Raw genomic sequence first — 26,185 nt, forward strand, 5'->3', positions numbered from 1 at the left:
GCGAACATCCGGCCGTGCACCGGAGATCTCCGGACGTTCTTCATGGATGATGCATCAGGACCACTTTTGTATCGATGTGTACTGATTGCCGGTATTGGCCGATGAGGTGATGCATGAACACGTTGCTGATGATCCTCGTGTCCGTTGGGTGTCTTGTGCTGGTTGTGGCGGCGAGTGCCGTCCTGGTGCGACGCAGGCTGGTGGTGGTGACCGTCGGCGGGCCGAGCATGGAGCCGACCTTCACCACCGGGGATCGCGTCCTCGTGTTGCGCCGCCGTACCGTGCGTCGCGGTGACGTGGTCGTCCTGGCGAGTCCGAAATCCGCCGACGGGCGGCGCGCGGGCGGGGATCCCGGCTGGTATGTGAAGCGGGTGGCCGCACTGCCCGGAGACGAGGTCCCCGAGGACGTGCGGCCGGTCGTTCCCGATTCGCTCGTTCCAGACGGTCGGATCGTGGTGCTCGGCGACGGTGCGCGCAGCGCCGACTCGCGGCTGTGGGGCTACTGCCCCCTCGACGGGGTACTGGGCGTGGTGGTCCGTCGGCTCTCCCGGACGAGCGGCGAAGCGTCGGCCCCGGGTCCGTCCGTTTGAAGAAGGACGCCGCGTCCGCCCGCCTGCGAGGCGCCGTAGCTCTCCGCCTGAAGGTGGAAGAGCCGGGCGTACTCTCCCTCCGCCGCGATCAGGGCGTCGTGCTCTCCCTTCTCGACGACTTGGCCGCCTGACAGGACCACGATCTCGTCGGCGTCCCTGACCGCGCCGAGCCGGTGTGAGATGAGCAGGCTGGTTCGGCCCGCGCGGTGAGCGCGCAGGCGCTGGTGGATCCGGTGCTCGGCCTCCGCGTCGAGCCCCGAGCTGGGCTCATCGAGGATGAGCAGGTCACGGCGGTCCCGCATGAGGGCACGGGCCAGGGCGACCCGCTGTAGCTGTCCACCGGACAGCGTGGTGCCGACGCCGCCGTCGGCCTCTCCGAAGTATCCGCGGCTGAGCAGCGTTCCGTACCCGTTGGGCAGTCCTGACAGCTCGCGGTCGATGTCGGCCCGGCCGGCGGCCGCCTTGATCAGATCAAGGTCGTGAACCGCCGTGAGGTCTCCGATGCCGATGTTCTCGCGGGCGGTCAGGTCGTAGCACACGTAGTCCTGGAAGACCGCGCCGATCCTGGCCCGTAGTTCGTCGATCGGCAGCTGGCGGAGGTCGACCCCATCCCAGAGGATCCTGCCGCGGACCGGGTCGTACAGTCGGCACAGCAGCTTGACCAGCGTGCTCTTGCCGCTGCCGTTGCGACCCACGAGGGCGATCGCCTGGCCGAAGGGGATGGTCAGTGAGACATCCCGCAGAACCCAGGGATGGCCGTCGGCGTACCGGAACCAGACGCCCTCCAGTTCGATGGAATGCCGTAGCGCCGGAGTCGGGCGGTACGGGGCTGAACGCGGCAGGTCCGGTTTCGCAGTGGTGATCTCCTCGTAGTACCGCAGGGTGAGCAGAGCCTGATAGCCGTCGGCGGTCCGGCCCACCAGCCCGGCGAGGGCGCCCTGGGTTCCGGTGAGCGCGGCGGAGAAGACGGCGATGTCACCGACCGTGAGGGCGCCCCTCTTGACCTGGAGGACGGCCCAGACCAGGCCGCCTCCCGCCACCAGGGCCCCGAGCAACGCCAACCCGCCCTGGCCGAAGAGCACTCGGCGGTCGAGCGAACGCTCCGCGCCGTTGATCTTCCTCGTCTGCTCCAGGAGCCGATCCCGGAACCAGTTTCCCAGCCCGAACAGGCGGATCTCCTTGGCCGTCCGGGCGTCGGTCATCAGCCCCGCGTAGAGGTTCTGCCGGCGGTTGAGCGACGTCGTGCTCCACAGGAAGTCCGACCGCTGGCGCGAGAGCCGCAGCTCGATCAGCAGGAGGGGGAGCGAGGACACGAGCACCATGCCGGCCATCGGCATGCTGATCACCATCAGTGCCGTGACATAGCCGATGAGGCTCAGCGCGCCCTGCGCGGCCATGAACAGCGCCGAGACCAACTGGACCGGGGCGGCCTGCCCGTTCTGCTGGGCCATCCGGATCTGGTTCAGATAGCGGGGGTTCTCGAACCTGCCGAGTCCGGTGAAGCCGTTGATCGCGGAGAAGAGCCGGTCCTGGATGATCATGCCGGTGCCACGTCGGATCTGGGCGTCCAGATACCGGGTCAACTGCGGTGTCATCGCCGTCACCACGCTGAGCCCGGCCAGTCCGACCACCGGTCCCGTGGCGAAGGAGCCCCGGGCGAGCCGGTCGATGACCAACTTGGTGAGCCAGGCCGCGGCCGGCGGGGTGACCCCGCCGACCACGATGACGGCGACATAGCCGGTGGTGGCGAGCCGTCCGGCCCGCCAGATCATCGCCAGCACCATGAGAAGGCGCCGGGCGGCGCCTCTCACGCCGCCGCCTGGCCCGGAATCAGCCGGATGCTGGTGTGCGCCGCGGCGATCGTCCCGTCCGGGCCGAGGAGATAGAAGGCCGGGAACACCGGGACGTCGAAGCCCGAGGCCATGGGGCCTTGCTGGGCCTCCCGCACGATCCGTACGTCGCCGCCGAGCAACTTGACCAGATCTTCGGTGTCCTCGGCCGTGCCACTGAGCACCGCGAGGGCGTCACCGCCACGCATGCCCGCGACGTACGCCAGGAACGGCGCGACATGGTCCCGGCATGCCCTGCAGGTGCCGGAGAAGAAGCCGACCAACCTGACATCGCCCGGGAGGGACACGGGGCGTCCAAGGACGTCGGTGGTGTCGACCACGGGGGCCGGGGAACCGGACTCCGGCATGTCGAAGGGAAGCACGGAGGCAGGCTGGTCCTCGTGCCCCTGGTGCCCCTGATCCCCCAGACGTCGCAGAACGGTGACGGTGAGGAGCAGGTTGAGGATCGTCAGCGCACCGAAGATCACGGTGGCGGTGGTGAGGTACGGCATCAGGTTCGCTCCCTGGGACGACTGACGACGGGGAAAGCGGGCCGAACGTTCGTCACGACGGGTTCCTGGTGTCCTGTCCGAGGCTGAGGAACGCGACGAACTCGTCGAGGAAGAGGACGACGACCATGACCACGGAGGCACAGGCGACGGTCAGCGCCACCCCCGCCGGGGCGGTACGAGCGGAGGAATGACCGATCAGTGAGTCGGCCGCGCCGGTCAGCGCGGCGGCCAGCAGGATTGCGTTGCGGAACAGATGGGCTCCGCCGAGTGGAGTCGAGGAGGATCCGAAACACTGACACGGCACCCGCGTTCCGCCGGCCAGCCCCGCCACGATGGTCGCGGAGAAGGAGATCAGCAACGCCACCGCGGTGACGAACCCGACCACGGGCACCAGGGTCAGCATGACCGCCGTCACCGCCTCGGCGGTGATCGTCATGATGGCGACGGCACGGGCGCGCCGCGGTCGGACCAGTCGAAGTTCCCTGATCGACCAGACGAAGTCATGGAGCGCCCGGGCGCTGCGAAGCTTGCCCGCGACGGCCACCGTGAAGACACCGAACAGCATGCAGCGGCAGCCCAGAACCAGGTAGACCATCCAGAGCCCTCCGGGAACCCGGGGCGGGCGCGTGCGACCGGCCCCGGGAACGGTTCGGATCGGTCAGATCAGCACGGAGCCGCAGGGCTGCACTGGTGGGTGCAGCCATGCGAAACCGGGTTGCACCAGCAGTCGTAGCAGTAGTAGCAGGTGACAATGCAACTGCCGGCGCAGGATGACTCGGTCCAGCAGTCCGGGCCACAGCAGGCCCCGGCCTCCGCCTTGGGAGCGACGATCGAGAGCATTCGCTCCCCGAGGGACAGCACGGATTGAACCATCACGCCTCCTGATGTGAGGAACATCGGCAACGTGATGATCTGCGGTCGGCCTTCCCCGTCGCTAACGGTGGACTACCGCTGGGCTAACGGCTCCGACCAGTGGCCGGTGGCCTGCGCTCATGGCGAGCCGGGTTGGGTTCGGTCGACGGGGCGGCGACGGGCTGAGGTGAGCCGGGCCGACGAGATCATCTCCCGATGATCGCCCGAACAAGGCAGAAGCCCTGTCTCTCGGAGGAGACAGGGCTTCTGACCTGCGTTTTCATGGGGTGGGCGATACTGGGATTGAACCAGTGACCTCTACCGTGTCAAGGTAGCGCTCTCCCACTGAGCTAATCGCCCGGGCTCGTGCACTCGAAGGGGGCACGGCACAGAGGTGGAGACGGGATTTGAACCCGTGTACACGGCTTTGCAGGCCGTTGCCTCGCCTCTCGGCCACTCCACCAGAGCGAGACCGGCGAACGGCCTGCCTCTCAGAGCGGAAGACGGGATTCGAACCCGCGACCCTCACCTTGGCAAGGTGATGCTCTACCACTGAGCCACTTCCGCGTGCCGTCCGGGTTTCCCTGGCGACGTCGTTAACTTTAGCGGAACTCCGGCGATGATGCCCACTCGACGCTCGGGCGGGCGCGCCTCCCGGGTCCGCCCGACCCCGCCCGCCACCTGGGACTCCTAGGCGGGAGCGGATTCCTCGTCCCCGGCGGGGGCCAGGGTGCGGGACAGGGCGGAGGTGAGCGTGGACTCGCGGTGCAGGTCGTCCCAGAAGGCCAGGTCCTCGTCCTCCTGGAGGGGGGCGATGCGGCCCCAGAACTCGCGGTCCTCGGCCTGGTGGGCGGCGGCGAGGGAGAGGGCGGGCATGACCGTGGTCTCGGAGTCGGCGGCGTCCAGGTGGGCGGGGGTGACGTCGGCGGGGAGGGCGACCGGGGTGGCCGGGCGGTGGTGCTTGCCGCGCTTGCGGACGCGGATGGGCGCGCGGTCCGGGGCCAGTTCGGCGGCGCGGGCGGCGGCGGCCTTCCCGGCGCTGAGCGCGACCGTTCCGCACAGGATGAGCGCCAGGACGCCGCCCAGCACGACCTCCTGGGAGGGCAGGCCGCCCTGGTCCTGGTGGGGCGCCGGGGCCGGGCGGTGCCGGGCCGCCGCGGCGGACGTGTCCTGAGCGGTGCCGATGTCCCGCACCGAGGTCGGGGGAGAGGCGTGCTTCGGCGCGTACCTCTCGGTGGTCTTGACTCGGCCCGGGTAGCCGTAGCCGACGACCACGCCGTCGTCGCAGCGGGTGTGCCGGATGAGCTGCCCGCCGTCGGTGTTGCCCTCGATCGTGTGCAGGCAGTCGCCGTCGACCGACTCGACGAGGCCGACGTGGTCGATCTGGTCGACGTCGCCGCTGCGGGACCAGTCGTAGAAGACCAGCGCGCCCGCCTCGGGCGTGTGCCCGAAGGCGCCCTGCTTCTGGAACCACTTGGCGTGCTCGATGGTGGACGCGAACTGGCCGGCCTGCTGGGTGACCCCGGCCTGCCGGGCGGCCCAGGCGAGGAACATGTCGCACCACGGGGCGGTGGAGAAGTAGGAGTCGTGGTCACCGTCGACGGCCGTCCGGTACCACTCCCCGTACTTGGAGTAGCCGTCGTCCTTCGCCTGGTAGCCGATCTGCTGCCGGGCGACGTCGAGCAGCTTTCCGCCGATGGGGTCCATGACGCTCCAAGGTCACGTATTGATCTCGACGGAATGTAGCGAAGGTAAAATCGAACCCGCAAGTAGTTCGGGTGAAACGGCCATCCTGGGCTATCGGGGTGGGGGCCGCCAGTGACTAGCTCAGGAGTAGCCCCTGGGGAGGACGGCGACCGGGCAGGAGGCCGCCCGCAGGACCTTCAGCGCCGTCTCTCCCAGGAAGACCTGGTGGGCCGCCGCGTCCTCGGAACTGGCCAGGACCAGGAGTTCCCCCTCGGGCCAGGGCACGTCCGTGAGCGCTTCGGCCACGTCGTCGCCTTCGGCCAGTTCGGCGGTCACGGCCTCACCCGGCAGGCCGGACGACTCCTGGGCGTGGCGGATCGCCAGGGCCAGGTCGTCGCGGAGGCGTCCGCGGGAGTCGTCGTCGCCGACCAGCAGAGTGATCAGCCGCAGCGGGACGTCCAGGGCGACAGCCGCCAGGGCCGTCCGCTCGACGGCCTCGTCCGCCTGGGGGCGACGGACGTACGAGAGGGTGATCCGGCCGAGCCGGTCGGGCGGCTCGTATCCGGCCGGGGTGATCATGACGGCCTCGTTGGCGGCGTGCAGCAGGTTGTCGCCGGCCGCGCCGATCGCGACCCGGCCGTGCGCGCCGCCCTCCTGGGAGCCGATCACGATGAGGTCCGCGCCCGTCCGGCTGGCCAGCGTGGACAGGCCGCGGCCGACTCCGCGGGCCTCCTGGGCGACGAAGTCGGCGGACACGCCCGGCGCGGTCTCGGCGAGCAGGTCCTCGGCCTGCTTCAGGACGGTGAGCGCCTCGCCCGCGGCGGCCGGACGGTCCGGCGGGTGGACGTGCGCGACGGTCAGCCGACCCCCGGTCAGCCCGACCACGGTCAGGGCCAGGCGCAGCGCCTCGCGGCCGCCCGTGCCCGACTCGTACCCGGCCAGCACGTGTTCTCCGATCACGTCCTGTTTCTTCCCGCCCAGGTCAGCGACATGCGGGCGGGCGGTGAACGGCCAGCTCGGGCCCTGGTGTGGATTGGACCTGTCTGTGTGCATCTGCGGTAGATTCACGTCCGCTGCGTGAAATGTAGACATTTGGGGGAATGTTGACGCTGGATGACGTAGCGCCCGGATTGACGTCCGGCCGCTGGACCATCGACCCCGCCCATTCCGAGATCACCTTCACGGTCCGGCACCTGATGACGACCGTGCGCGGAACCTTCCCCGAGTTCGCCGGAGAGGCGCACATCGCCGACGACCCGTTCGGCTCGTCCGCGCGGGCGGAGATCACGCTCGCCTCCCTCGACACCCGCAACGCCGACCGGGACGCCCACGTGCGCTCCGCCGACTTCCTCGACGTCGCGCGGCACCCGGTGATGAGCTTCACCACCACCGGCGTCGAGCGCGCCACCGTCGGCCGCCGCGCCCGCACGCCCCGCTTCCACGTGGACGGCGAGCTGGCCGTCCGGGGTGTGACCCGCCCGGTGCGGATGCTGTCGGAGTACCACGGCGTCAGCGAGGACCCGTGGGGCGGCCTGCGCGCGGGCTTCACCGCGACCACCGAGATCAGCCGCCGCGACTTCGGCATCGAGTTCAACATCCCGCTCCAGGGCGACAAGGTCGTCCTCGGCGACACGATCGCCATCCAGTTGGAGGTCCAGCTGGTCAAGGCCGCCTGACGGCCGGGCCCGCGTCAGGACGCGGGCGCCGCGCTCCGGCACAGCGACAGCAGGTCGCGCGCCGGGCCCGCCGGGCGTGTTCCCGCAGGCCAGACCGCACGCAGCGGCCGTGACAGATCGAGTTCGCGGACGGGCACGTCCACCAGCCGGCCCCGGGCCAGCTCGTCGGTGACGGCCAGCTCGCTCACCACCGCCGGGCCCGCCCCGGACACCGCCGAGCCCTTGAGGGCCGTGGTGGACGCCAGCTGGAGCATCGGCGGGGCCGCGCCGCCGTGCGCGGAGAGCGCCCGGTCCAGCACCTCGCGCGTGCCGGAGCCCTCCTCGCGCAGGATCAGCGGCGTCGTCGCCAGCTCCTCCGAGGTGATCCCGGAGCGGCGGCGGGCCCAGGGGTGCTTGGGCGCGACCACGACGACGAGGCGGTCCGTGGAGACGATCGCGCCACTCAGCCCCGCGGGCTTGCGCACGCCCTCCACGAACCCGAGGTCGGCTTCTCCCGCGCGCACGAGCTCGGCCACAGCGGTCGAGTTGGCGGCGCGCAACGTCACCGCCGTATCCGGACGGGATTCGCGCAGTGCCACCAGCCAGCCGGGCATGAGGTACTCGGCCACGGTCAGGCTGGCCGCGAGGCGCAGCCGCCCATCGCGCTGCTCGCGCAGGGCCCCGACGCCCGTGTCCAGGGCGTGCGCCGCGTCCACCACCTGCTGGGCCCACTCGGCGACCAGTGCACCCGCCTGCGTGGGGCGCGAGCCGCGCGGCGAGCGCTCCAGCAGCGGCATCCCGAGCTGCCGCTCCATCGACCGGATCCGCGCGCTCGCGGCGGGCTGGGTGACGCCGAGTTCGGCCGCCGCGCGCCCGACGCTGCCCAGCCGGACGACCGCGAGCAGCAGCTCGAGGGCGGTCAGATCGGGGACGCGGTGGGACAGCGGCATGATCCCAGTCTAGCCCGGGTCATAACCTCGCCTTATGGCCTCATAGGGCCGTGACCACTACTGATCGTTTCCGTGCGGCGGCATTCTCGAGGGCATGGGGATCACCGTCGCACCGCCTCGGCGGATCATTCTGGGAGAGCTCGACCGTCCGGCCGAGGCGTTCCGCCACATCGGGCCGAACTGGTACGCCGCCGTCATGGGGACGGCGATCATGGCGAACGGCGCGAACGCGCTGCCCGTGTCGGTCCCCGGCCTGCACCGGTTCGCCCTGGTGTTCTGGGGGCTCGGGCTGCTGATGCTGGTGGCGCTGTCGGGCGCCCGGCTCGTCCACTTCGTCCGGTACCGGGCCGAGGCGCGCGCGATGCTGCTGGAGAATCCGGCGACCGCCGTCTTCTACGGCTGCCCGCCGATGGCGCTGCTGGCCGTCGGCGCGGGCACCCTCACGCTCGGCCGCGAGGTCCTCGGCGTGCCGGCCGCCGTCACGATCGACTGGGTCCTGTGGACGGCCGGAACGGTGTACTCGCTGCTGGTCGCGTTCGGCATTCCCTACCTGATGGCGACGCGGCACGAGATCCGGCCCGGCACGGCCAACCCGACCTGGCTGCTGCCCGTCGTCGCGCCGATGGTGGCCGCCGCGACCGGTCCCGCGCTCATCCCGCACCTTCCGGACGGCCAGGCGCGCGCGACCATGCTCTACGGCTGCTACGCGATGTTCGGCGCCAGCCTGATGCTGACGATGGTGCTGCTCCCGGTCGTCTGGCACCGCATCGCGCACGACAAGCTCGCGCCGCTCACGCTCACCCCGACGCTCTTCCTGGTGCTCGGGCCGCTCGGCCAGTCCACGACGGCCGTCGGCGCGCTCGGCGGCGCCGCGCCCGCCGCCGCGCCCGAGTACGCGGAGGCCATGCACGTGTTCGGCGTCCTGTACGGGGTGCCCGTCCTCGGGTTCGCGCTGGTGTGGCTGGTCCTGTGCCTCGCCGCCAACCGCCGGGCGTTCGCGTCCGGGATGCCGTTCGCGATGACGTGGTGGGCGTTCACCTTCCCCGTCGGGACGTGCGTGACCGGCGCGTCCGCGCTGGCCAGGGCCACCGGCCTCACCACGATGACCTGGGTCTCGGTCGCCCTCTACCTCGTGCTCGCGGCCGGATGGCTGGCCGCGGGGATCAACACCGCCCGTGGCCTGCGCACCGGTCGCCTCCTGCTCCCGCCCCGCTGACGGCAGGTCAATGAGCCTCGCAGGTGGCGCTCGCCGCGCGTGGAGCGGGCGCCACCTGTGAGGTGCTCAGTCGGTGGTCTCGGCGGCGAGGCGGTTGGTGGCGAGTTCGGCGAGGAGGGTGGCGCCGTCGGGGAGGACGGACTCGTCGAAGAACGCCTCGGCGGAGTGGTTGTTGGCGGCCTCGGCCGGGTCGACTCCGGATGGGCAGGCGCCGAGCAGGAGGAAGGCCGAGGGGATCTCGTTGCCGACGAACGAGAAGTCCTCGGACGCGGGGATCGGACGCGGGGAGTCGAAGTAGCGGTCGGGGCCGAACGTCTCGCGGACGGTGTCGCCGGCGAAGGCGGCCTCGGCGTCGTCGTTGGCCGTGACCGGGTAATCCTGGAAGTACTCGATGTCCGCTTCGAGGTCGTGGGCGTCGGCGATTCCGCGGAGGAGCCGGACGCATCGCTCGGCCAGTTCCTCGTGCTGGTGGGTGGTGAAGGTGCGGACCGTTCCCGTGAACCTGACCTCGTCCGGGATCACGTTGTCCATGGTGCCCGCGTGGAAGGTGCCGATGGTGAGCACCACGGGGTCGAACGCGTCGAAGCGGCGCGTGACGAGGTTCTGGAGGGCGGTGACCATCTCGCACGCGGCCGGGAGCGGGTCGTTGGCCCGGTGCGGCATCGAGCCGTGCCCGCCCACGCCGCGGACGGTCACCCGCAGCCGGGCGGCGGCGGAGAGGATCGGCCCGGCGCGCGACACGAACAGGCCCGACGGGAAGCCCGCCGACAGCACGTGCAGCGCGTAAGCGGCGATCGGACGCTCCCCGGACGCGTCCAGCACGCCCTCGTCGATCATGATCTTGGCGCCGCCGAGGCCCTCCTCGCCGGGCTGGAACATGAAGACGACGTTCCCGGCCAGGCTCTCCCGGCGGTCCGCGAGGAGCCGTGCCGCCCCTGTGAGCATGCTGGTGTGGAGGTCGTGGCCGCAGGCGTGCATGCTGCCCGGGAACCGCGAGATCAGGTCGGCGTCGCCGCGCTCGGTGACCGGCAGCGCGTCCATGTCGCCGCGCAGCAGGACGGTCGGGCCGGGCCGGCCGCCGCGCAGGACGGCCGTGACCGAGCTGAGGCGCTCGCCGGTCGAGATCTCCAGGGGCAGGTCGTCGAGCGCGGCGAGCACCTTCTCCTGGGTGCGCGGGAGGTGCAGCCCGACCTCCGGTTCGCGGTGGAGGGCGCGGCGCAGCCGGACCAGGTCGTCGCGGAGGCCGCCTGCGTCCGCGTGCGGTGTCGGGTCGGGGATCGTGGAACGGGGCATGGGCGCCTCCTGGACCTCAGAAACGATCTTCCGCCTCACGGTAACCCCGGGCCCGGCCCGGCGGCACCCCCGGACTCACCCGAATGCGGTGAGGGACGTCCAGTGGTCGAGCAGGGCGCGGTCGCCGATGACCTTCAGGCGCGGGTCGTCTGCGGTGACACGCCTGCTGAGCAGCAGGAACAGGTCGGCGGCGGCGCCCCGGACGATCACCTGGGCGTCGGCGCCGCGCGCCGTCTCCGACACCCGCGGCCCGTCCGGGGTGCGGGTGATCAGCCAGGCGGGCAGGTCCGCCTCGGCGGGCCGCCACAGCAGGGTCTCGCCGTCGCCGCGCAGCTGTGCGATCTCCGGCTTGACCCGCGCGACGAACGGCGAGGTCACCAGGGCCATGCCCTCGGCGATGCCGTCGGCGGCGAGGTCGGCGTCGAGCGCCCAGTCCGCGCCGACGGTGATCGCGGCGTCCGCGTGGTGGACGGTCGTGTCGTGCAGGAGGCGCCGCAGCCAGAACTCGGCGGGCACGTCGTCGCCGAACGGGCTCCAGACCGGTTCGCCGGCCGCCTCGACGGCCGCGATGAGCCGGTCGGCGCCGCCGCCGAGCCACGCCTCCCAGTGGTGGGGGTTCATGCCGTCCGGGACGACCTGGGGGAGCGGCTCGCGGGCGCGCGACTCGATCATCTGGGCCATCGCGGGCAGCGCCCCGCCGATGTGCTCGACGAGCTGGCGCAGCGTCCAGTCCGGGCAGGTCGGGACGGTCATGCCGGGGTCTCCGCCGCTCGCCTTCCGGCCGAGCTCCGGAGCGTGGTGCCGCAGGGCGGCGGCGAGCCTGTCCCGGGGTGGAATGTCCATGAGGTGTCCTTCCGGAGTGAGTGTCGGAACCTGTGCCCGTACCGTAGGAACTCCAGTCCGCTGGAGGTTCAAGTGTCTGTGACCCATATCACGCCGCTGGGCATCGGGGAGCTGTCGCGGCGGACCGGTGTGTCTGTGCGGACGATCCGCTTCTATTGCGACGAGGGCCTGCTCACGCCGCTGCGGAGCGGCGGCGGGCACCGCCGGTTCGGCCCGGACGCGGCGGAGCGGCTGCGGACCGTCCGGCGGTTGCGGTCGCTGGGGATGGGCCTGGCCGCGATCCGGGCCGTCCTCTCGGGGGAGGACGATCTCGGCGAGGCGATCGCGCGGGAGCGCGCCGCCGTGGACGCCGAGCTGTCCGCGCTCGCCTGGCGGAGCGCGGCGCTCCGCGCGGCCGAGCAGGGCGACCCCGCCGGACGCGCGGCACGGCTCGACCTGCTCGCCGCCGTCGTGGACGGATCCGCCGCACACGCCGTCCTCACCGGCTTCTGGCGGAGCCAGGCCGTCGCGCTCGAGCGGGGGCCGTTCATGGACTCCCTCCTGGCGATGGCCGCGCCCGCCCCGCCGTCCGCTCCGACGCCCGAGCAGGTCGTCGCGTACGCGGAGCTGGTCGAACTCGTCCAGGACCGGTCCTTGCGGTCGGTGCTGCTCGCCCGGCGGCTGGCCAACGCAGAGAAGGTGAAGGACGAGCCGGCCCTGCTGACCGGGCTGACCGAGGCGTGCGCGCGGACGGCCCCGCTCGCGCTGTCGGGAGTGGAACCGTGTTCGGGTCCGGAGCTGGACCTGTTCGTCGGCGCCCACGCGGTGGCGCGGGCCGAAGGTGACAGCCCGGAGTTCCGGGTCCGGCTGGCCGAGGACCTGCGGGATGATCGTGAGCCGCGCATGATCCGCTACTGGACCCTCACCGAGGCCGTCACCGGCGCCCCGCACCTGGTCAGCCGGGCTCACTCGTGGCTGTTCACCGCCCTTGACCTGGACATACGCCCCTGATCGCGCGCTCGGGGGCGGGTCTGGAATAACCCGGGGGACGACTCCGCTAAGGTAGTTGAACCTTCTACTAAATGGAGCGGTGATGATGCAGTTCGGGATCTTCTCGGTCGGACAGGTCTCGACCGACCCAGCGACCGGCCGAGTGCAGAGCGAGCACGACAAGCTCCGGATGATGGTCCGGCTGGCGCGTCGCGCCGAGGAGGTCGGGCTCGACGTCTTCGCGACCGGTGAGCACCACAACCCGCCGTTCGTGCCGTCCTCGCCGACGACCCTGCTCGGCTACGTGGCGGGGCAGACCGAGCGGCTGGTGCTGTCCACCGCGACCACGCTGATCACCACCAACGACCCGGTGAAGATCGCCGAGGACTTCGCGACGCTGCAGCACCTCTCGGAGGGCCGGACGGACCTGATGATGGGCCGCGGCAACACCGCCCCCGTCTACCCGTGGTTCGGCAAGGACATCCGGGACGGCATCGACCTGGCGATCGAGAACTACCACCTGCTGCACCGGCTCTGGCGCGAGGACGTCGTGGACTGGAAGGGCGAGCACCGCACGCCGCTGCAGGGCTTCACCGCCACGCCGCGTCCGCTGGACGGCGTCGCGCCGTTCGTCTGGCACGGCTCCATCCGCAGCCCGGAGATCGCCGAGCAGGCCGCCTACTACGGTGACGGCTTCTTCCACAACAACATCTTCTGGCCCATGGAGCACGTCCAGCGCATGGTCGCCCTGTACCGCCGCCGCTACGAGCACTACGGCCACGGCGCGGCGGACCAGGCGATCGTCGGTCTCGGCGGCCAGGTCTACATGCGGCCCAAGGCCGCGGACGCGATCCGCGAGTTCCGGCCCTACTTCGACACGTCCTACGTGTACGCCAACGGGCCGTCCCTCGAGGAGACGATGGAGACGACCCCGCTGACCGTCGGCACGCCCGAGCAGGTCATCGAGCGGACCCTCGCCTTCCGGGACGCGGTCGGCGACTACCAGCGGCAGCTGTTCACGCTGGACCTCGGCCTGCCCGAGGAGGCCGTGCTGGAGCAGATCGACATCCTGGGCGAGGAGGTCGTCCCGGTGCTGCGCAAGGAGTTCGCGATCGGACGCCCCGCGCACGTCCCGGACGCCCCGACCCACGCGTCCCTGCTCGCCGCGAAGAACGACAAGAACGACGACAAGGAAGAGGTCACGCGATGACCACCCGCAGCCTTGCGGTCGTCTCGGCCGGCCTGCGCGAGCCGTCCTCCACCCGGATGCTCGCCGACCGGCTGGCCCAGGCGACCGCCGAGGCCCTGCGCGAGCGGGGCGAGGAGGCCGTCGTCGAGGTGGTCGAGCTGCGCACGCTCGGCCACGACCTGGTCAACAACCTGGTCAGCGGGTTCCCGGCCGGGGAGCTGAAGGGCGCCGTCGAGACGGTGACCGGCGCGGACGCGCTGATCGCCGTGACGCCGATCTTCCAGGCGTCCTACAGCGGGCTGTTCAAGACGTTCTTCGACGTGCTCGACAAGGACGCGCTGGAGAACACGCCCACGCTGCTCGGCGCGACCGGCGGCACGCCCCGGCACTCGCTCGCGATCGACTTCGCGATGCGTCCGCTGTTCGCCTACCTGCACGCCTCCGTCCAGCCGACCGCCGTGTACGCGGCGACCGAGGACTGGGGGAGCGGCGAGCTGGCCGATCGGGTCACCCGGGCCGGGCGGGAGCTCGCCGACACGATCGTCGGACGGGCCCCCGCCGCCAAGCCCGATCCCTTCGAGGAGCCCGTCCCCTTCGAGCGGCTGCTCTTCAAGGAGTAGCCGCTCGGGACTGACCGGTCAGTTGATCTGGCCGGTCAGGTGATCTGGCCGGTCAGTTGGCCTGGCCGATCGGGCGGACGACCATGGTGTTCACGTCCACGCCGTAGGGCTGCGAGACCGCCCAGACGATGGCGCGGCCGATGTCCTCCGAGGTCAGCATGTGCGGGTAGTCGGGCGTCCCGATGTGCTCCCAGAAGTCGGACTCGGTCGCGCCCGGGGCGATCAGCGTGACGCCGACGCCGTCGGACGACACCAGGCGGCGGGTGTTCTCCGCCAGGCCGGTCATCGCCCACTTCGTCGCGCCGTAGAGGTTGCCGGGCGTGTTCACGAACCCGGCGACGCTGCCGACGATCACGATCCGGCCCTTGGAGTTCGTCAGCTCGGGCAGCGCGGCCCGGATGAGGTAGGCCGGGCCGAGCACGTTGGTCAGCACCATCTCGCGCATGTCGTCCGGGTCGGAGTCGGCCACCGAGCGGCCCTTGGCGCCGCCGGCGTTCGCGACGACGGCGTCCAGGCGCCCGAACCGCTCGACCGTGGCCCGGACGGCCGCCTCGACGTGCCCGTAGTCGGACGCGTCGCCCGCGATCGTCAGGAGGCCGTCCGGCTCGCCCAGCTCCTTGGCCACCTGGTCGAGGCGGTCCTGGCGGCGTCCGGTGATGGCGACCTTGCGGCCGGCGGCGAGCAGTTCCCGGGCGGTGGCCGCGCCGATGCCGGTGCCGCCGCCGGTGATGAGGGTCACGTGGGATTCGGTCATGGCGCCGATACCACCATCTGGAGTGCGCTCCATGTCAACCCGTCACCCGTCGGCCACCCGCCCCTCGCTGACCGGCATGCCCGGACGGCCGGGCAGCGGGACGGGGGAGGCGAGCAGCAGATCGCCCGCCAGCAGCACCGGCCAGAGGTCGTCCCGCTCGTGCGGACGGTCCGGCGGGACGAAGACGGCGTCGTCCAGCGCGACGATCAGGTGCGGGACGAGCAGCGAACGCCGCATCGCGTCGTCCGGGTCGAGCGAGTGCGGCCAGTCGGTGACGTTCAGGACCTCCACGCTCAGCCGCGTCAGACCCTCCCTCTGCCGTCCGGGAAGCGCGAACACCTCGGCGCGCGTCCGCACGAGGACGTGGATGGGCCAGCGGCTGCGGACGACGCGCCCGCACACGAGCGGCTCGACCGTCCGGCGCGCCGGGACGACCCGGACCAGCGTGTGCTCGGCGGCGAGCAGGTCGGCGAGCCGGTACTCGGGGGCGATCTCCTCCGGAACGGCCTCGTCCCCGGCGTGCAGGGCGATGCCGTGGCAGTCCGCGACGCCGTCCGGCTCGACCCGGCGGGCCTGCATGTGCAGGAAGCGCAGCCGCATCCGGACGAGCGCGCCCGGCCCCGCGCGCAGCGCGCAGTCGGCGCGGACGCGGGACGCGGCGCCGGGCGCGGGCGGAGCGAGGGCGCGGCGCGGACGGCCCGCCGCGAGCAGCAGCGAGTCCGCGAGATCGCGGGCCAGTTCGACGTCGGACACCGGGTGTGCCTCCTTCGCCACAGTCCTACCCGGAACGTGACGGATGCCACCCTTTGACGTAGGTTAGTTAGCATAAGAAACTATCGGAAGCACCCCCGTCGCCCTTCCGGAGGTCCGCGTGGGCACCGCCCCGAAGTCCACCCACTACTCGTGGATCGCGCTGAGCAACACCACGCTCGGCATGCTGCTGGCCACCGTCAACTCGTCCATCGTGATCATCTCGCTGCCCGCGATCTTCCGCGGGATCCACCTGGACCCGCTCCAGCCCGGCAACGTCAGCTACCTGCTGTGGATCCTGATGGGCTACATGCTCGTGTCGGCCGTCCTGGTGGTGACCCTCGGCCGGCTGGGGGACCTGTTCGGCCGCGTCCGCATGTACAACGCGGGCTTCGCGGTGTTCACGGTGGGGACGCTCGTGCTGGCGCTCGACCCGCTGCACGGGGCCGCGGGCGCGATCTGGCTGATCGCCTGGCGGATCTTCCAGGGCATCGGCGGCGCGATGCTGATGGCCAACTCCGCCGCCATCCTCACCGACGCCTTCCCCGCCGACCGGCGCGGCATGGCCATGGGCGTCAACCAGGTCGCGGGCATCGCCGGCAGCTTCCTCGGGCTGGTCGCGGGCGGCCTGCTGAGCGAGGTCAGCTGGCGGCTGGTGTTCTTCGCGTCCGCGCCGATCGGCATCATCGGGACGATCTGGGCCTACCGCAGCCTCGTCGAGACCTCGCGCCGCGCCAAGCGGATCAGGATCGACTGGGCGGGCAACCTCACCTTCGCCGTCGGGCTGACCGCGCTGCTCGCCGCGATCACCTACGGCATCCAGCCCTACGGCGGGCACGTCATGGGCTGGACGAACGCCTGGGTGCTCGCTGGCATCATCGGCGGGATCGCGCTGCTCGCCGCGTTCTGCGTCGTCGAGACGCGGGTTCCGGAACCCATGTTCCGGCTCGGCCTCTTCCGGATCCGCGCGTTCGCCGCGGGCAACGCCGCCGGACTTCTCGCCGCGATCTCCCGCGGCGGCATGCAGTTCATGCTGATCATCTGGCTGCAGGGCATCTGGCTGCCGCTGCACGGCTACGACTTCGCCGACACCCCGCTCTGGGCCGGGATCTACCTGCTGCCGCTGACCGTCGGGTTCCTGGTCGCCGGGCCGCTGTCGGGCCACCTCTCGGACCGGCACGGCGCGCGGGCGTTCGCGTCCGGCGGGCTGCTGGTGTCGGCCGCGGCCTTCGCCGGGCTGCTGCTGATCCCGACCGACTTCCCGTACTGGCTGTTCGCGCTGCTGATCTTCGTGAACGGGCTGGGCTCCGGGCTGTTCGCCGCGCCCAACACCACCGCGATCATGAACTCGGTCCCGGCCGACCAGCGCGGCGTCGCGTCCGGGATGCGGGCGACCTTCATGAACGCCGGGATGGTGCTGTCGATCGGCGTCTTCTTCTCGCTGATGATCGCGGGCCTGGCGGACCGGCTGCCGGGCACGCTGTCCGGCGGGCTGACCGCGCACGGCGTCCCGGCGAACGCGGCGGACCACGTGGCGGGCCTGCCGCCGGTCGGCACGCTGTTCGCGGCGTTCCTCGGCTACAACCCGATCGGCAGCCTGCTCGGCCAGGGCGGGGTGCTCGCCTCGCTGCCGCCCGGCGACGCCGCCGAGCTGACCGGACGGTCCTACTTCCCGCACCTGATCTCCGGCCCGTTCCACCACGGCCTGGTCATCGTGTTCTCGCTGGCCATCGCCATGTCGCTGGTCGCCGCGGTCGCCTCGGCCCTGCGCGGGAAGCGGTTCGTCCACGAGGAGCACGCCGAGCCCGGGGCCCGGACGGCCAGCCGCGTCCACTGAGCCGGAACGCCGACCGGGCCCGCCGGACGGCCCGCAGGGGTCGTCGAGCCGGGTGACCAGGCCCCTGAGCTGGTGGAACAGGGTCTGGCAGGCACATGACCAGGAGGTCACTGTGCTGTGCCTCCGGAGTGCGGGCCCGTTCCGTCATCAGGCCGCTGACCTGCGCGGATGTGGCTCGCCCCGGGGTCACCTGTCGTCCCGGTGACCCCGGGCTTCCTTGAGGCCCCATCCGGCTCGTGTTGCACTCCTTCAACACCCCCGCTCAGCGCGAAGGAGAGAACCATGAAGACCTGGCAGACAGCCGCGGTGGCCGTTCCCCTGATGACGTTCTCGATGCTGGCCCCCGGGCAGGCGCAGGCGAGTGAGACGGACGCGACCCTGGCGCCGACCTGCTACTGGGACGTGGTCCACGTCCACGACCACCACTTTCTGAACGTCCGGTCCGGCCCGGGACTGAGGTTCAGGGTGGTGGGTCATCTGAGGCACAACGCCAGGAGGGTCCCCGGCGCCTGCCACAAGACCCCCAACGGCTGGGTTCACATTCACCGGCACCACGGGTGGGCGAACGGTCACTTCCTGCGGAAGGTCCGCTAGCCGAGCCGCGGTTCTGGCGCTCTGAGCTGGCCAAACGCCTGATCGCCGAGCTGTGACCGCAGGGTCACTGTGGGCTGCCCCCGACGTGGGGGACCGTTCCGCAAAATGGCCTCTGACCTGCGGTGATGCCACTATCCGAGGCGCTATGTGTCGCTCCGGTGAGTTCAGGCTTTCTTGAGGCTCCTTTCGGCTCGTGTTGCACTTTTTCCACAGACAGCGCGAGTGCGCGAAGGAGGAACCCATGAAAATCTGGAAGGCGGCGGCACTGGCCGTCCCACTGGCCACGCTGTCGTTGCTGGCGCCCGCACAGGCGAACGCGAGCGCGACGGCGGGCACGACGTCCGCACCGGTCTGCCACTACAACGTGGTGCACGTCCGGCCCGGGCACTACCTGAACGTGCGGTCCGGCCCGGGGCTGCAGTACCGGGTGGTCGCCCACCTGCGTTACGACGCCAAGCGGGTTCCCAGTGACTGTAGGACGCACCGTGCCGACAACCGCATCTGGGTCCACCTCACCCACCCGCTGGGATGGGCCGACGGTCACTACCTGATGAGGGTCCACTAGTTCGCCGGACCGTCCGGCCGGTCTGGCGGTGGGGCCTGGCCGGCCGGACTCAAGGGGGCCGCCTGGAGTGGGTGTCCAGGCGACCGACGCCCCCTCGGCCCCGGAGGACGGAGTTCGATCCGTCCTCCGGGGCCGACCTGTGTTCGGTGGGTGGTCCGGTCCTCGGAGTGCGGCCTGTCTCCCTGCGGGGGTTCCGCTCTCTGGGGGACTTGGGCGGAGCGCTCGGCGGGCGGAGTGTCTCAGTGCGTGTAAGAAGTTCTCCGGCCCTCTGAGCTGCGCGAACATCGGATCACCGCGATGTGACCAAGTGGTCATGGTGATGGGTCGCCGGAACGTAGACCATCTTCGTGGAAGCGCGGTGACCTGCGATGACGGGGCTCGCTAGGGCGATATATGTCGCCCAGGTGATTTCGGGCTTTCTTGAGGCTTCTCCTGGCTGGTGCTGCACTCGTTCCACAGTCTGCACCGAGTACATCAAGGAGGTACTCATGAAGATCTGGCAGACAGCCGCACTGGCCGTCCCGCTGATCGCCGCATCCACGCTGGTCCCTGGACAGGCGAACGCGAGCACGACCGCGGCTCCCTCCGGGCCGTCGAAGGCGCTCACCTGCTACTACGACGTGCACTCGCACATGCGGTACGTGGACGTCTGGAACAGGCCCCAGCGGCCGCACCACGTGGTCGGGCACCTGTACTCGCACGCCCGCCACGTCCCTGGCGACTGCCGCAGCTACTACGGCTACATCCACATCTACCGGCCCAACGGCTGGGTCGACCGGTACTACCTGATCAGGCGCTAGTCCGTCGGATCGTCCGGCCGGTCGGCGGTGGGGCCGGCCGGCCGGGCAGGGAACCGCCTGGAGCGTTCCGGGTCGGGGCGCTCCGCGCGACCGCCCCGGTTCGGACGGGGAACTGGGGTGCCTCGTCCGGGCCGCGCGGCGCGGCGCCCCGACCTGGAACGCGAGTTCCCGGCAGTGCATGACCCCGGCCCCGGAGGACGGATCGGGTGGTCCTCCGGGGCCGGGGCCGCCTGGCGTCCCCCCTTGGTGCGCGACCCGCCGGGCGGCCGGCCGTCCGGGCCTGGTCACGAGAGGCCCGGACGGCCACCTTTCGGGGCGGCGCCCAGTGGGGATGCCGAGGGTGGGGAGTCGGCGTCCCGTGTTCCTCCGCCCGGCAGGGCTCATCGTATTTATTTGTTGCGCAAATATGCAAACATTTGGTGCGTCAGTCTCCTACCCGGCTGAGAGGCACCTCCGTGACCGCATCCGACAGCGCCCCGCCCCAGGGGCTCCCCGGACCCCACCGCTTCCCGGGGCCGCGCCGCGCGTCCTCGCTGGCGATGACGGCGTTCGCGCTGGTCGTGACCGTCTCCGCGTTCGCCCAGGTCGGGCTCGTCCGGGACGGGCGGCTGCCCGCGTCGCTGTTCGGCTACGGGGCGGCGATCGTCGCGTTGTCGCTGGTCGCCTACGGGGTGGTCTGGCGCTGGGCCCCGCACGCCGATCCGCTGCTGCTGCCGTGCGCGCTGCTGCTCAACGGCGTCGGGCTGGCGATCATCTACCGGATCGACCAGACGACCGCCGCCGACTACCTGCAGGGCAAGCTCCAGTACGAGCACGACCATCCCGGCGGGCACTTCGTCCCGTACGGAGCGGGTGCGAACGTCGCCGGGCAACTGCTCTGGACGGCCCTGTCGCTCGGCCTGTTCGCCGTGTTCGTCCTGGTCCTGCGTGACCCGCGGACGCTGCGCCGCTACCACTACACGCTCGGCTTCGCCGGGCTGCTGTTCCTCGTGCTGCCGATCGTTCCCGGGATCGGCGCGAACATCAACGGCGCGCGCGTCTGGATCCGGATCGGCTCGTTCTCGGTGCAGCCGGCCGAGTTCTCCAAGCTCGCGCTGATCACCCTGTTCGCGGGCTACCTGGCCAAGAACGGCCAGACGATGGCCGTCACCGGACGCAAGGTCGGCCCCGTGGCGCTGCCGCGCGCCCGCCATCTCATGCCGATCGTGGTGATCTGGCTGGTCAGTATCGGGGTGCTGCTGATCCAGAACGACTTCGGCTTCCAGCTGCTGTTCTTCGGCCTGCTGGTCTGCATGCTCTACCTCGGCACCGGGCGCGGGGGATACGTCGTCTTCGGCGTCCTGCTGTTCGCGATCGGCTCGGTGTCGGTCTACTACCTCGGCGTCGCCGTCCACGGTCCGCTGGAGCACCTGGTGCAGCGCGTCGAGATCTGGCAGAACCCGGGACCGTTCTTCAACGGGGGCTGCCACCTCAAGAACGGGCAGATCCTGAAGCAGTTCGGTGTGGCGCACGCGCATCCGATCGCCGACTGCACGGCCATGGGCGGTCAGTACTCCGACAGTTCCCAGCTCGAGCAGGGGTTGTTCGCGATGGGGCAGGGTGGGGTGCTCGGCACGGGGCTCGGGCAGGGCCGCCCGTTCCTGACCCCGCTGGCGTTCAGCGACGAGATCTTCACCTCGATCGGCGAGGAGCTGGGCCTGACGGGGGCGATGGCGATCCTGACCGTCTACATGCTGCTGGTGCAGCGCGGCTTCCGGATCGCGGTCGCGTCCAAGGAGGCCTTCACCCGGCTGCTCGCGGGCGGTATCGCGTTCGTGTTCGCGCTCCAGCTGTTCGTCATCGTCGGCGGTGTCACCGGGCTCATCCCGTTCGCGGGCATCACGACCCCGTTCATGACGCAGGGCGGATCGTCGCTGATGGCGAACTGGATCCTCATCGCCGTCCTGGTGCGGCTGAGTGACAGCGTCCGCCGTCCGCCGCCGCAGGCCATCCAGGACGAGGGCATGACCCAGATCGTGAGCATCCGCCGTCCCGACGGCACCTGACCGCGCCCCCGCCCCCGCTGCCGGTGCCTGACCGCGCCCCCGCTGCCGGCGTCGCGGTGACGGGGGCCGGTTCGCGGGTTACCGCCGCTGCTCGTGCGCGGGGTGGTTGTCGACCAGCTCCATGGCGATCGCCAGGGCGGCCTCGTGCCGCTCGTCGTCGGAGATGTCCATGTCGCGCATCAGGAACACGCTCATGTGCAGGGACATGATGGAGAGCCGGGCGCGGAGCTGGTCGACGACGGGGTCGCGGTCGTCGGCCAGGACGCGCGCGAGTTCGAGGAAGCGGGCGCGGGCGCCCTCACCCGGCTTCAGGTCGCGGACCTCCTGCTGGTTCTGCGACATGAAGCGCATGAGGTCGCCGGCGGGGCCGCGCAGCATCTCGGCGTAGCGCTCGAGGATCTCGACCCGGTGCTCGCGGGTCATCGGTTCCGACCTGGCCCACTCGACCAGCTCGTCCACCTTCTCGCCGACCTCCTCGAAGAGGCTGGCGATGATGTCCTCCTTGGTCTTGAAGTGGTAGTACAAGGCGGCCTTGGTCACGCCGAGCCGTTCGGCGATCTCTCGCAGCGAGGTCTTCTCGTAGCCCTGTTCGGCGAACAGCTCGAGTGCGACCCTGCGGATCTCCTCGCGGGTGTTGCCCCGTCGTCCGCCCATAATCACTCCCCTGCCCCTTCAACTTACTTGACGACCGGCTAGTTCAGAGCTTACCGTACGACAGGTAAGTGAACTAGCCGGACGGCAAGTAAGTTGGATACCGTCCTCCAGGGGAGACTAGCGATGTCGCAGGCAGGAAACGGGCAGGCCGCGCCGCCCGCCGCGGGCGGGCCGGACGCGGCCACGGCGGCGGCGAGCGAGGCCAACAGCCAGCGTCAGATCTACATCGGCATCTTCGGACTCATGCTCGGCATGTTCCTGGCGATGCTCGACAACCTGATCGTCGGCACCGCCCTGCCGACCATCGTCGGCGACCTGGGCGGCCTGGCCCACCTGTCGTGGGTCGTCACCGCCTACGCGCTGGCCGCGGCCGCCGCGACCCCGATCTGGGGCAAGCTCGGCGACCTGTACGGCCGCAAGGGCATGTTCATGTCCGCGATCGTGATCTTCCTGATCGGGTCGATGCTGTCCGGCCTGGCGCAGAACATGAACGAGCTGATCGGGTTCCGCGCCATGCAGGGCCTCGGCGCGGGCGGCCTGATGGTCGGCGCCATGGCGATCATCGGCGACCTCGTCCCGCCCCGCGAGCGCGGCAAGTTCCAGGCGATGATCGGCGGCATGATGCCGGTCGCCTTCGTCGGCGGCCCGCTGCTCGGCGGCTTCCTCACCGACCACTTCAGCTGGCGCTGGGCGTTCTACGTGAACGTCCCGATCGGCGCGGTCGCGCTGCTGGTCACCGGGTTCGGCATGCACCTGCACTCGCGCCGCATCAAGGCGAAGATCGACATCATCGGCGCGACCCTGCTGACCGTCGGCGTCGTCTGCGTCACCCTGGTCGCCAGCTGGGGCGGCACCGAGTACCCGTGGGCCTCGGGGCAGATCATCGCCCTCGGGATCGCCGGCGTCGTCTCCCTGGTCGCGTTCGTGTTCGCCGAGACCCGCGTCCCCGAGCCGATCCTGCCGATGCGGCTGTTCCGCAGCCGCAACTTCGCCGCCGCGCAGATCCTCAGCTTCCTGGTCGGCGGCGCGATGTTCGGCGCGGTCAACTTCCTGCCGCAGTACATGCAGAACGTCCAGGGCGCGTCCCCGACCAACAGCGGCCTGCTGCTGCTCCCGCTGATGTTCGGCATGCTCGTGGTGATGCTGACCACCGGCCAGCTCATCACCCGCAACGGCCGCTACCGGATCTACCCGATCATCGGTGGCGCGGTGCTCACCGGCGGGATGCTCGTCCTGCTGATGCTGACCGTCGACACCTCGACCGCGATGAGCTCCTTCATGACCCTGGGCGTCGGCCTCGGCATGGGCTGCATCATGCAGATCAGCATGCTGGTCACCCAGAACAGCGTCGAGCTGCGCGACATGGGCGCGGCCAGCGGCGCGGTCACCCTGTTCCGCACCATCGGCGGCTCCCTCGGCGTCGCGCTGCTCGGCTCGATCTACACCCACCGGCTCGAGGGCGTGCTCACCGACCACCTCGGCGCGGGCCAGGCCCACAAGATCGTCTCCGGTGGCGGGCACTTCACCCCCGAGATGCTGAAGACGCTCCCCGCCAACATCCGCAACGCGTTCGAGGCGGGCGTGACGAGCGGCGTCCACGGCGTCGCGATCGGCGGCGCGATCCTTGCCGCCCTGGCCTTCGTCGCCGCCTGGTTCATCAAGGAGGTCCCCCTCCGCGGCTCCGGCCCGAAGGAGAAGTCCGAAGCCGTGGAGGAGACGACGGTCGACACCGTCCCCGCCCACTGACCTTCCGCTGACGTCCGAGCCCGTCCCGGTTTTCCGGGACGGGCTCGCGGCATTTGACAGGCGGTCAAGGGCGAGTGAACCTCCAGGGGATGACTCATGCCGACCGCCACGCGCAGGAGCGTCCCCTGAACGAGTTCAGCGGGGACGTCGCGGGGCCAGTGATCCAGGTCGGCGAGCTCAGCGGCGCCATCAACATACGCGGGCCGACGCGGGAGCCCGTCCGGCCGCGCCAGCTGCCCGCCGCGGGGACGCTCGTGAACCGGGTGACGACGCTCAAGGAACTCGATCGCGCTCGGCCGGATCCGGACGGCCCCGGCGGCGCCGTCGTCCTGAGCGGTCCGCCGGGCATCGGCAAGACCACCGTCGCATTGAACTGGGCGCACCGGCGGCAGCGCGACTTCCCGGACGGTCAGCTGTACGCCGATCTCCGCGGGCACGCGTCGGTCGAGCCCGCGCCGCCCGCGGACGTGCTCGGCGGGTTCCTGCGCGCGCTCGGTGTTCCGCCCGAGCGGATTCCGGTGGAGCTGGGGGAGCGCGCCGCGCTGTACCGGTCGATGTCGGCGGACCGCCGGGTGCTGGTCGTGCTGGACGACGCGCTCTCGGCCGCGCAGGTGACACCGCTGCTGCCCGCCTCGTCCGGAAGCCTCGCGCTGGTCACCAGCCGGTGGCGGCTCGCCGGGCTGCTGGTGCGCGGCGCGCGCGGGGTCCGGGTCGAGCCGCTGGACCTGGAAGCGGCGGTCGCCTTGCTCGACCACGTGGTCGGCGCGGGGCGCCTTGGCGCCGAACGCGAACACGCCCTCCGGCTGGCGGAGCTGTGCGACGGCTCGCCGCTCGCGCTGGCGGTCGCCGCCGCGCGCCTCGCCAACCGCCCGAACTGGACGGTCGCGGGCATCGTCGAGGCGCTGGGGGAGGAGCGGCGGCGGCTGGCCGTTCTCGCCGCGCGTGACCTCCAGGACGGCGTCACCGTGGAGGCCGCCTTGGAACTGTCACGCCGGGCCCTGCCCGACCCGGCGCGGTATCTGTACGCGCTGCTCGGCCTCTATCCAGGAGGCCCGTTCGACGAGTACGTCGCGGCCGCGCTGGCGGCGGTCCCGGTGGACGACGCGGCGCTCGCTCTGGAGACGCTCGCCGACGCGAACCTGATCGACGAGGTGCCGGATGGCCGGTATCGGTTCCACGAGCTGACGCGGCTGCACGCTCGTCAGACGGCACTCGCGTCCGTTTCGTCCGAGGGGCGGGCGGGGGCTTTGGAACGCGCCACGGCGTGGTGCCTGAGCACGGCTCTCGCGGCCAGTGCAGTGATCGCCCCCTACCGGCGGCTCAGGAAGCCCGCTGACGTCGCAGGGGTGCCCGAAGCGCGGCGGTTCGCGACGTCGGCTGAGGCTCTGGACTGGATGGACGCCGAGTTCACCAGCCTTCATGCGGTCGCGGCCAAGGCGGCGGAGGCCGGGCTGAACGAGGCGTGCTGGCTGCTGGTGGACGCGTTGTGGCCGCTCTTCGTCCACCGTGGCCACCGGACGGAACGCCTCGCCTTCGAAGAACTCGGCCTCGCGGCGGCCCGAAGCGCGGGCGACGCGGAGGCCGAGGCCAAGATGCTCAACCGGACGGGTCTCACCAGGCGTGTCCTCGGTGACCTGGACGGAGCCGAGTGGGACTTCGTCGCCGCGCTCGTCATCTGGAAGCGGCTCGGCAACCGGCAGCGTGTGGCCGGGGCGATCCGCAGGCTCGGAATCCTGGACGCCGATCGGAAACGGTGGCACTCGGTCATCCGGCGCTACATGGACGCCATCGACATCTACCGGGAACTCGGCGAGAACCGCCGTGCGGCCCGGACACTGTGCGACCTTGGGGCCGTCCTCGTGGACGCGCGGCGCGCGCACGAGGCCATCGACGTCCTCACCGAGGCACGGGACGCCTTCAGTGGCGTCCGCGACCCCAACAGCATGGCCCGCACGATTCTGTTCCTCGCGCGCGCGAAAGCCGACGTCGGGGCGCGTGACGAAGCGGCGCGGTTGTTCGCCGACGCGCTCGCCCGGATGAAGGAGATCGGCTCCGGCAGGGGCACGGTCTCCGTGCTGCGGGCCCTGGCCGAGTTCGAGGTGGACGGCGGCGCCCCTGCCGCCGCCGTCCCGCTCCTCGACGAGGCCAGGACGATCCTGGCCCGGCTCGCCCTGCCGACCGAGGCCGTCGACCGAAGGCTGGCCGACCTGGCGGACGGCTGACCTCACGGGCGGTC

General features: G+C 71.1%; 24 protein-coding genes and 3 tRNA genes. 13 read left to right on the top strand and 14 right to left on the bottom strand.

Annotation, left to right across the window (positions count from 1 at the left end; genetic code table 11):
- The first annotated feature begins 113 nt into the window (after positions 1–113).
- On the top strand, positions 114–590 hold the full coding sequence (lepB, locus tag AB0L06_RS27600) for a signal peptidase I (RefSeq protein WP_500234015.1): 477 nt from the start codon (positions 114–116) through the stop codon (positions 588–590).
- Here lepB and AB0L06_RS27605 read toward each other — a convergent pair.
- The 8 genes from AB0L06_RS27605 to AB0L06_RS27640 form a co-directional block, all read right to left on the bottom strand.
- Positions 500–2,401, bottom strand: coding sequence for an ABC transporter ATP-binding protein (locus AB0L06_RS27605; protein ID WP_500234016.1), 1,902 nt, complete (start codon positions 2,399–2,401; stop codon positions 500–502). The genes lepB and AB0L06_RS27605 overlap by 91 nt on opposite strands.
- Complete coding sequence (locus AB0L06_RS27610; RefSeq protein WP_500234017.1) at positions 2,398–2,931, bottom strand: TlpA family protein disulfide reductase; 534 nt, start codon at positions 2,929–2,931, stop codon at positions 2,398–2,400. Before AB0L06_RS27610 ends, AB0L06_RS27605 begins: the two co-directional genes overlap by 4 nt.
- Before the next feature lie 52 nt (positions 2,932–2,983).
- Positions 2,984–3,526: a MauE/DoxX family redox-associated membrane protein gene (locus tag AB0L06_RS27615; RefSeq protein WP_500234018.1), complete on the bottom strand. Its 543-nt coding sequence runs from the start codon at positions 3,524–3,526 to the stop codon at positions 2,984–2,986.
- 545 nt (positions 3,527–4,071) lie between these two features.
- A tRNA-Val gene (locus AB0L06_RS27620) sits at positions 4,072–4,143 on the bottom strand.
- Between the two features lie 32 nt (positions 4,144–4,175).
- Positions 4,176–4,246, bottom strand: a tRNA-Cys gene (locus tag AB0L06_RS27625).
- Between the two features lie 32 nt (positions 4,247–4,278).
- Positions 4,279–4,350, bottom strand: a tRNA-Gly gene (locus AB0L06_RS27630).
- Between the two features lie 123 nt (positions 4,351–4,473).
- Positions 4,474–5,490, bottom strand: a complete 1,017-nt coding sequence (locus AB0L06_RS27635; RefSeq protein WP_500234019.1) for a CHAP domain-containing protein — start codon at positions 5,488–5,490, stop codon at positions 4,474–4,476.
- Positions 5,491–5,610: 120 nt separating this feature from the next.
- On the bottom strand, positions 5,611–6,429 hold the full coding sequence (locus tag AB0L06_RS27640) for a universal stress protein (RefSeq protein ID WP_500234020.1): 819 nt from the start codon (positions 6,427–6,429) through the stop codon (positions 5,611–5,613).
- 140 nt (positions 6,430–6,569) lie between these two features.
- Between AB0L06_RS27640 and AB0L06_RS27645 the strand changes: the two genes are divergently transcribed.
- Positions 6,570–7,145 (top strand): YceI family protein, encoded by a 576-nt coding sequence (locus tag AB0L06_RS27645; RefSeq protein ID WP_500234021.1) that lies wholly within the window; start codon positions 6,570–6,572, stop codon positions 7,143–7,145.
- A gap of 14 nt (positions 7,146–7,159) precedes the next feature.
- On the opposite strand, the gene AB0L06_RS27650 is transcribed toward AB0L06_RS27645, so the two are convergent.
- Complete coding sequence (locus AB0L06_RS27650) at positions 7,160–8,074, bottom strand: LysR family transcriptional regulator (RefSeq protein WP_500234022.1); 915 nt, start codon at positions 8,072–8,074, stop codon at positions 7,160–7,162.
- Positions 8,075–8,168: 94 nt separating this feature from the next.
- On the opposite strand from AB0L06_RS27650, the gene AB0L06_RS27655 reads away from it, so the two are divergent.
- A complete protein-coding gene (locus AB0L06_RS27655; protein WP_500234023.1) occupies positions 8,169–9,290 on the top strand; it encodes a TDT family transporter in 1,122 nt (373 codons plus the stop codon).
- A 66-nt stretch (positions 9,291–9,356) separates the two neighbouring features.
- Here AB0L06_RS27655 and AB0L06_RS27660 read toward each other — a convergent pair whose 3' ends face one another.
- Positions 9,357–10,583: a M20 metallopeptidase family protein gene (locus tag AB0L06_RS27660; protein WP_500234024.1), complete on the bottom strand. Its 1,227-nt coding sequence runs from the start codon at positions 10,581–10,583 to the stop codon at positions 9,357–9,359.
- 75 nt (positions 10,584–10,658) lie between these two features.
- Positions 10,659–11,426, bottom strand: a complete 768-nt coding sequence (locus tag AB0L06_RS27665; RefSeq protein ID WP_500234025.1) for a maleylpyruvate isomerase family mycothiol-dependent enzyme — start codon at positions 11,424–11,426, stop codon at positions 10,659–10,661.
- A 72-nt stretch (positions 11,427–11,498) separates the two neighbouring features.
- On the opposite strand from AB0L06_RS27665, the gene AB0L06_RS27670 reads away from it, so the two are divergent.
- The 3 genes from AB0L06_RS27670 (at position 11,499) to AB0L06_RS27680 (ending at position 14,204) form a co-directional block, all read left to right on the top strand.
- Complete coding sequence (locus tag AB0L06_RS27670; protein WP_500234026.1) at positions 11,499–12,416, top strand: MerR family transcriptional regulator; 918 nt, start codon at positions 11,499–11,501, stop codon at positions 12,414–12,416.
- Between the two features lie 85 nt (positions 12,417–12,501).
- Positions 12,502–13,605, top strand: a complete 1,104-nt coding sequence (locus AB0L06_RS27675; RefSeq protein WP_500234113.1) for an LLM class flavin-dependent oxidoreductase — start codon at positions 12,502–12,504, stop codon at positions 13,603–13,605.
- Positions 13,602–14,204: an FMN reductase gene (locus tag AB0L06_RS27680; protein ID WP_500234027.1), complete on the top strand. Its 603-nt coding sequence runs from the start codon at positions 13,602–13,604 to the stop codon at positions 14,202–14,204. The genes AB0L06_RS27675 and AB0L06_RS27680 overlap by 4 nt, the downstream gene beginning before the upstream one ends.
- A 52-nt stretch (positions 14,205–14,256) precedes the next feature.
- On the opposite strand, the gene AB0L06_RS27685 is transcribed toward AB0L06_RS27680, so the two are convergent.
- Together AB0L06_RS27685 and AB0L06_RS27690 are read right to left on the bottom strand one after the other, a co-directional pair.
- On the bottom strand, positions 14,257–14,958 hold the full coding sequence (locus AB0L06_RS27685; RefSeq protein ID WP_500234028.1) for an SDR family oxidoreductase: 702 nt from the start codon (positions 14,956–14,958) through the stop codon (positions 14,257–14,259).
- A 42-nt stretch (positions 14,959–15,000) separates the two neighbouring features.
- Positions 15,001–15,711: a hypothetical protein gene (locus AB0L06_RS27690; protein WP_500234029.1), complete on the bottom strand. Its 711-nt coding sequence runs from the start codon at positions 15,709–15,711 to the stop codon at positions 15,001–15,003.
- A gap of 118 nt (positions 15,712–15,829) precedes the next feature.
- Here AB0L06_RS27690 and AB0L06_RS27695 point away from each other — a divergent pair, with 118 nt between their 5' ends.
- The 5 genes from AB0L06_RS27695 to AB0L06_RS27715 all read left to right on the top strand — a co-directional run bounded on the left by AB0L06_RS27695 (position 15,830) and on the right by AB0L06_RS27715 (position 21,549).
- Entirely contained in the window at positions 15,830–17,545 is a 1,716-nt protein-coding gene (locus AB0L06_RS27695) for an MFS transporter (RefSeq protein ID WP_500234030.1), read from the top strand.
- A 282-nt stretch (positions 17,546–17,827) separates the two neighbouring features.
- Positions 17,828–18,139 carry an SH3 domain-containing protein gene (locus AB0L06_RS27700; protein ID WP_500234031.1) on the top strand — a complete coding sequence of 104 codons (312 nt, stop codon included), beginning with the start codon at positions 17,828–17,830 and terminating at the stop codon, positions 18,137–18,139.
- Positions 18,140–18,380: 241 nt separating this feature from the next.
- Positions 18,381–18,704: an SH3 domain-containing protein gene (locus AB0L06_RS27705; RefSeq protein WP_500234032.1), complete on the top strand. Its 324-nt coding sequence runs from the start codon at positions 18,381–18,383 to the stop codon at positions 18,702–18,704.
- A 488-nt stretch (positions 18,705–19,192) separates the two neighbouring features.
- Positions 19,193–19,504 (top strand): hypothetical protein, encoded by a 312-nt coding sequence (locus AB0L06_RS27710; RefSeq protein ID WP_500234033.1) that lies wholly within the window; start codon positions 19,193–19,195, stop codon positions 19,502–19,504.
- Between the two features lie 455 nt (positions 19,505–19,959).
- Positions 19,960–21,549 (top strand): FtsW/RodA/SpoVE family cell cycle protein, encoded by a 1,590-nt coding sequence (locus AB0L06_RS27715; RefSeq protein ID WP_500234034.1) that lies wholly within the window; start codon positions 19,960–19,962, stop codon positions 21,547–21,549.
- Between the two features lie 78 nt (positions 21,550–21,627).
- Here AB0L06_RS27715 and AB0L06_RS27720 read toward each other — a convergent pair whose 3' ends face one another.
- Positions 21,628–22,203, bottom strand: coding sequence for a TetR/AcrR family transcriptional regulator (locus AB0L06_RS27720; RefSeq protein WP_500234035.1), 576 nt, complete (start codon positions 22,201–22,203; stop codon positions 21,628–21,630).
- Between the two features lie 123 nt (positions 22,204–22,326).
- On the opposite strand from AB0L06_RS27720, the gene AB0L06_RS27725 reads away from it, so the two are divergent.
- The gene (locus AB0L06_RS27725) at positions 22,327–23,949 is read left to right on the top strand and encodes an MDR family MFS transporter (protein WP_500234036.1); all 1,623 of its coding nucleotides are present in this window, start codon (positions 22,327–22,329) and stop codon (positions 23,947–23,949) included.
- Between the two features lie 89 nt (positions 23,950–24,038).
- A complete protein-coding gene (locus AB0L06_RS27730; protein WP_500234037.1) occupies positions 24,039–26,171 on the top strand; it encodes a hypothetical protein in 2,133 nt (710 codons plus the stop codon).
- The last annotated feature ends 14 nt before the right edge of the window (positions 26,172–26,185 follow it).

The sequence above is a fragment of the Spirillospora sp. NPDC052269 genome (assembly GCF_040679435.1).
In the GTDB taxonomy this organism is placed as follows: Bacteria; Actinomycetota; Actinomycetes; order Streptosporangiales; family Streptosporangiaceae; genus Spirillospora.

Coding starts and splice junctions, on each gene's coding strand:
- lepB (WP_500234015.1), top strand. CDS start 114: ATGAACACGTTGCTGATGATCCTCGTGTCCGTTGGGTGTCTTGTGCTG.
- AB0L06_RS27610 (WP_500234017.1), bottom strand. CDS start 2,931: ATGCCGTACCTCACCACCGCCACCGTGATCTTCGGTGCGCTGACGATC.
- AB0L06_RS27615 (WP_500234018.1), bottom strand. CDS start 3,526: ATGGTCTACCTGGTTCTGGGCTGCCGCTGCATGCTGTTCGGTGTCTTC.
- AB0L06_RS27635 (WP_500234019.1), bottom strand. CDS start 5,490: ATGGACCCCATCGGCGGAAAGCTGCTCGACGTCGCCCGGCAGCAGATC.
- AB0L06_RS27645 (WP_500234021.1), top strand. CDS start 6,570: ATGTTGACGCTGGATGACGTAGCGCCCGGATTGACGTCCGGCCGCTGG.
- AB0L06_RS27650 (WP_500234022.1), bottom strand. CDS start 8,074: ATGCCGCTGTCCCACCGCGTCCCCGATCTGACCGCCCTCGAGCTGCTG.
- AB0L06_RS27655 (WP_500234023.1), top strand. CDS start 8,169: ATGGGGATCACCGTCGCACCGCCTCGGCGGATCATTCTGGGAGAGCTC.
- AB0L06_RS27660 (WP_500234024.1), bottom strand. CDS start 10,583: ATGCCCCGTTCCACGATCCCCGACCCGACACCGCACGCGGACGCAGGC.
- AB0L06_RS27665 (WP_500234025.1), bottom strand. CDS start 11,426: ATGGACATTCCACCCCGGGACAGGCTCGCCGCCGCCCTGCGGCACCAC.
- AB0L06_RS27675 (WP_500234113.1), top strand. CDS start 12,502: ATGCAGTTCGGGATCTTCTCGGTCGGACAGGTCTCGACCGACCCAGCG.
- AB0L06_RS27680 (WP_500234027.1), top strand. CDS start 13,602: ATGACCACCCGCAGCCTTGCGGTCGTCTCGGCCGGCCTGCGCGAGCCG.
- AB0L06_RS27685 (WP_500234028.1), bottom strand. CDS start 14,958: ATGACCGAATCCCACGTGACCCTCATCACCGGCGGCGGCACCGGCATC.
- AB0L06_RS27700 (WP_500234031.1), top strand. CDS start 17,828: ATGAAGACCTGGCAGACAGCCGCGGTGGCCGTTCCCCTGATGACGTTC.
- AB0L06_RS27705 (WP_500234032.1), top strand. CDS start 18,381: ATGAAAATCTGGAAGGCGGCGGCACTGGCCGTCCCACTGGCCACGCTG.
- AB0L06_RS27710 (WP_500234033.1), top strand. CDS start 19,193: ATGAAGATCTGGCAGACAGCCGCACTGGCCGTCCCGCTGATCGCCGCA.
- AB0L06_RS27720 (WP_500234035.1), bottom strand. CDS start 22,203: ATGGGCGGACGACGGGGCAACACCCGCGAGGAGATCCGCAGGGTCGCA.
- AB0L06_RS27725 (WP_500234036.1), top strand. CDS start 22,327: ATGTCGCAGGCAGGAAACGGGCAGGCCGCGCCGCCCGCCGCGGGCGGG.
- AB0L06_RS27730 (WP_500234037.1), top strand. CDS start 24,039: ATGACTCATGCCGACCGCCACGCGCAGGAGCGTCCCCTGAACGAGTTC.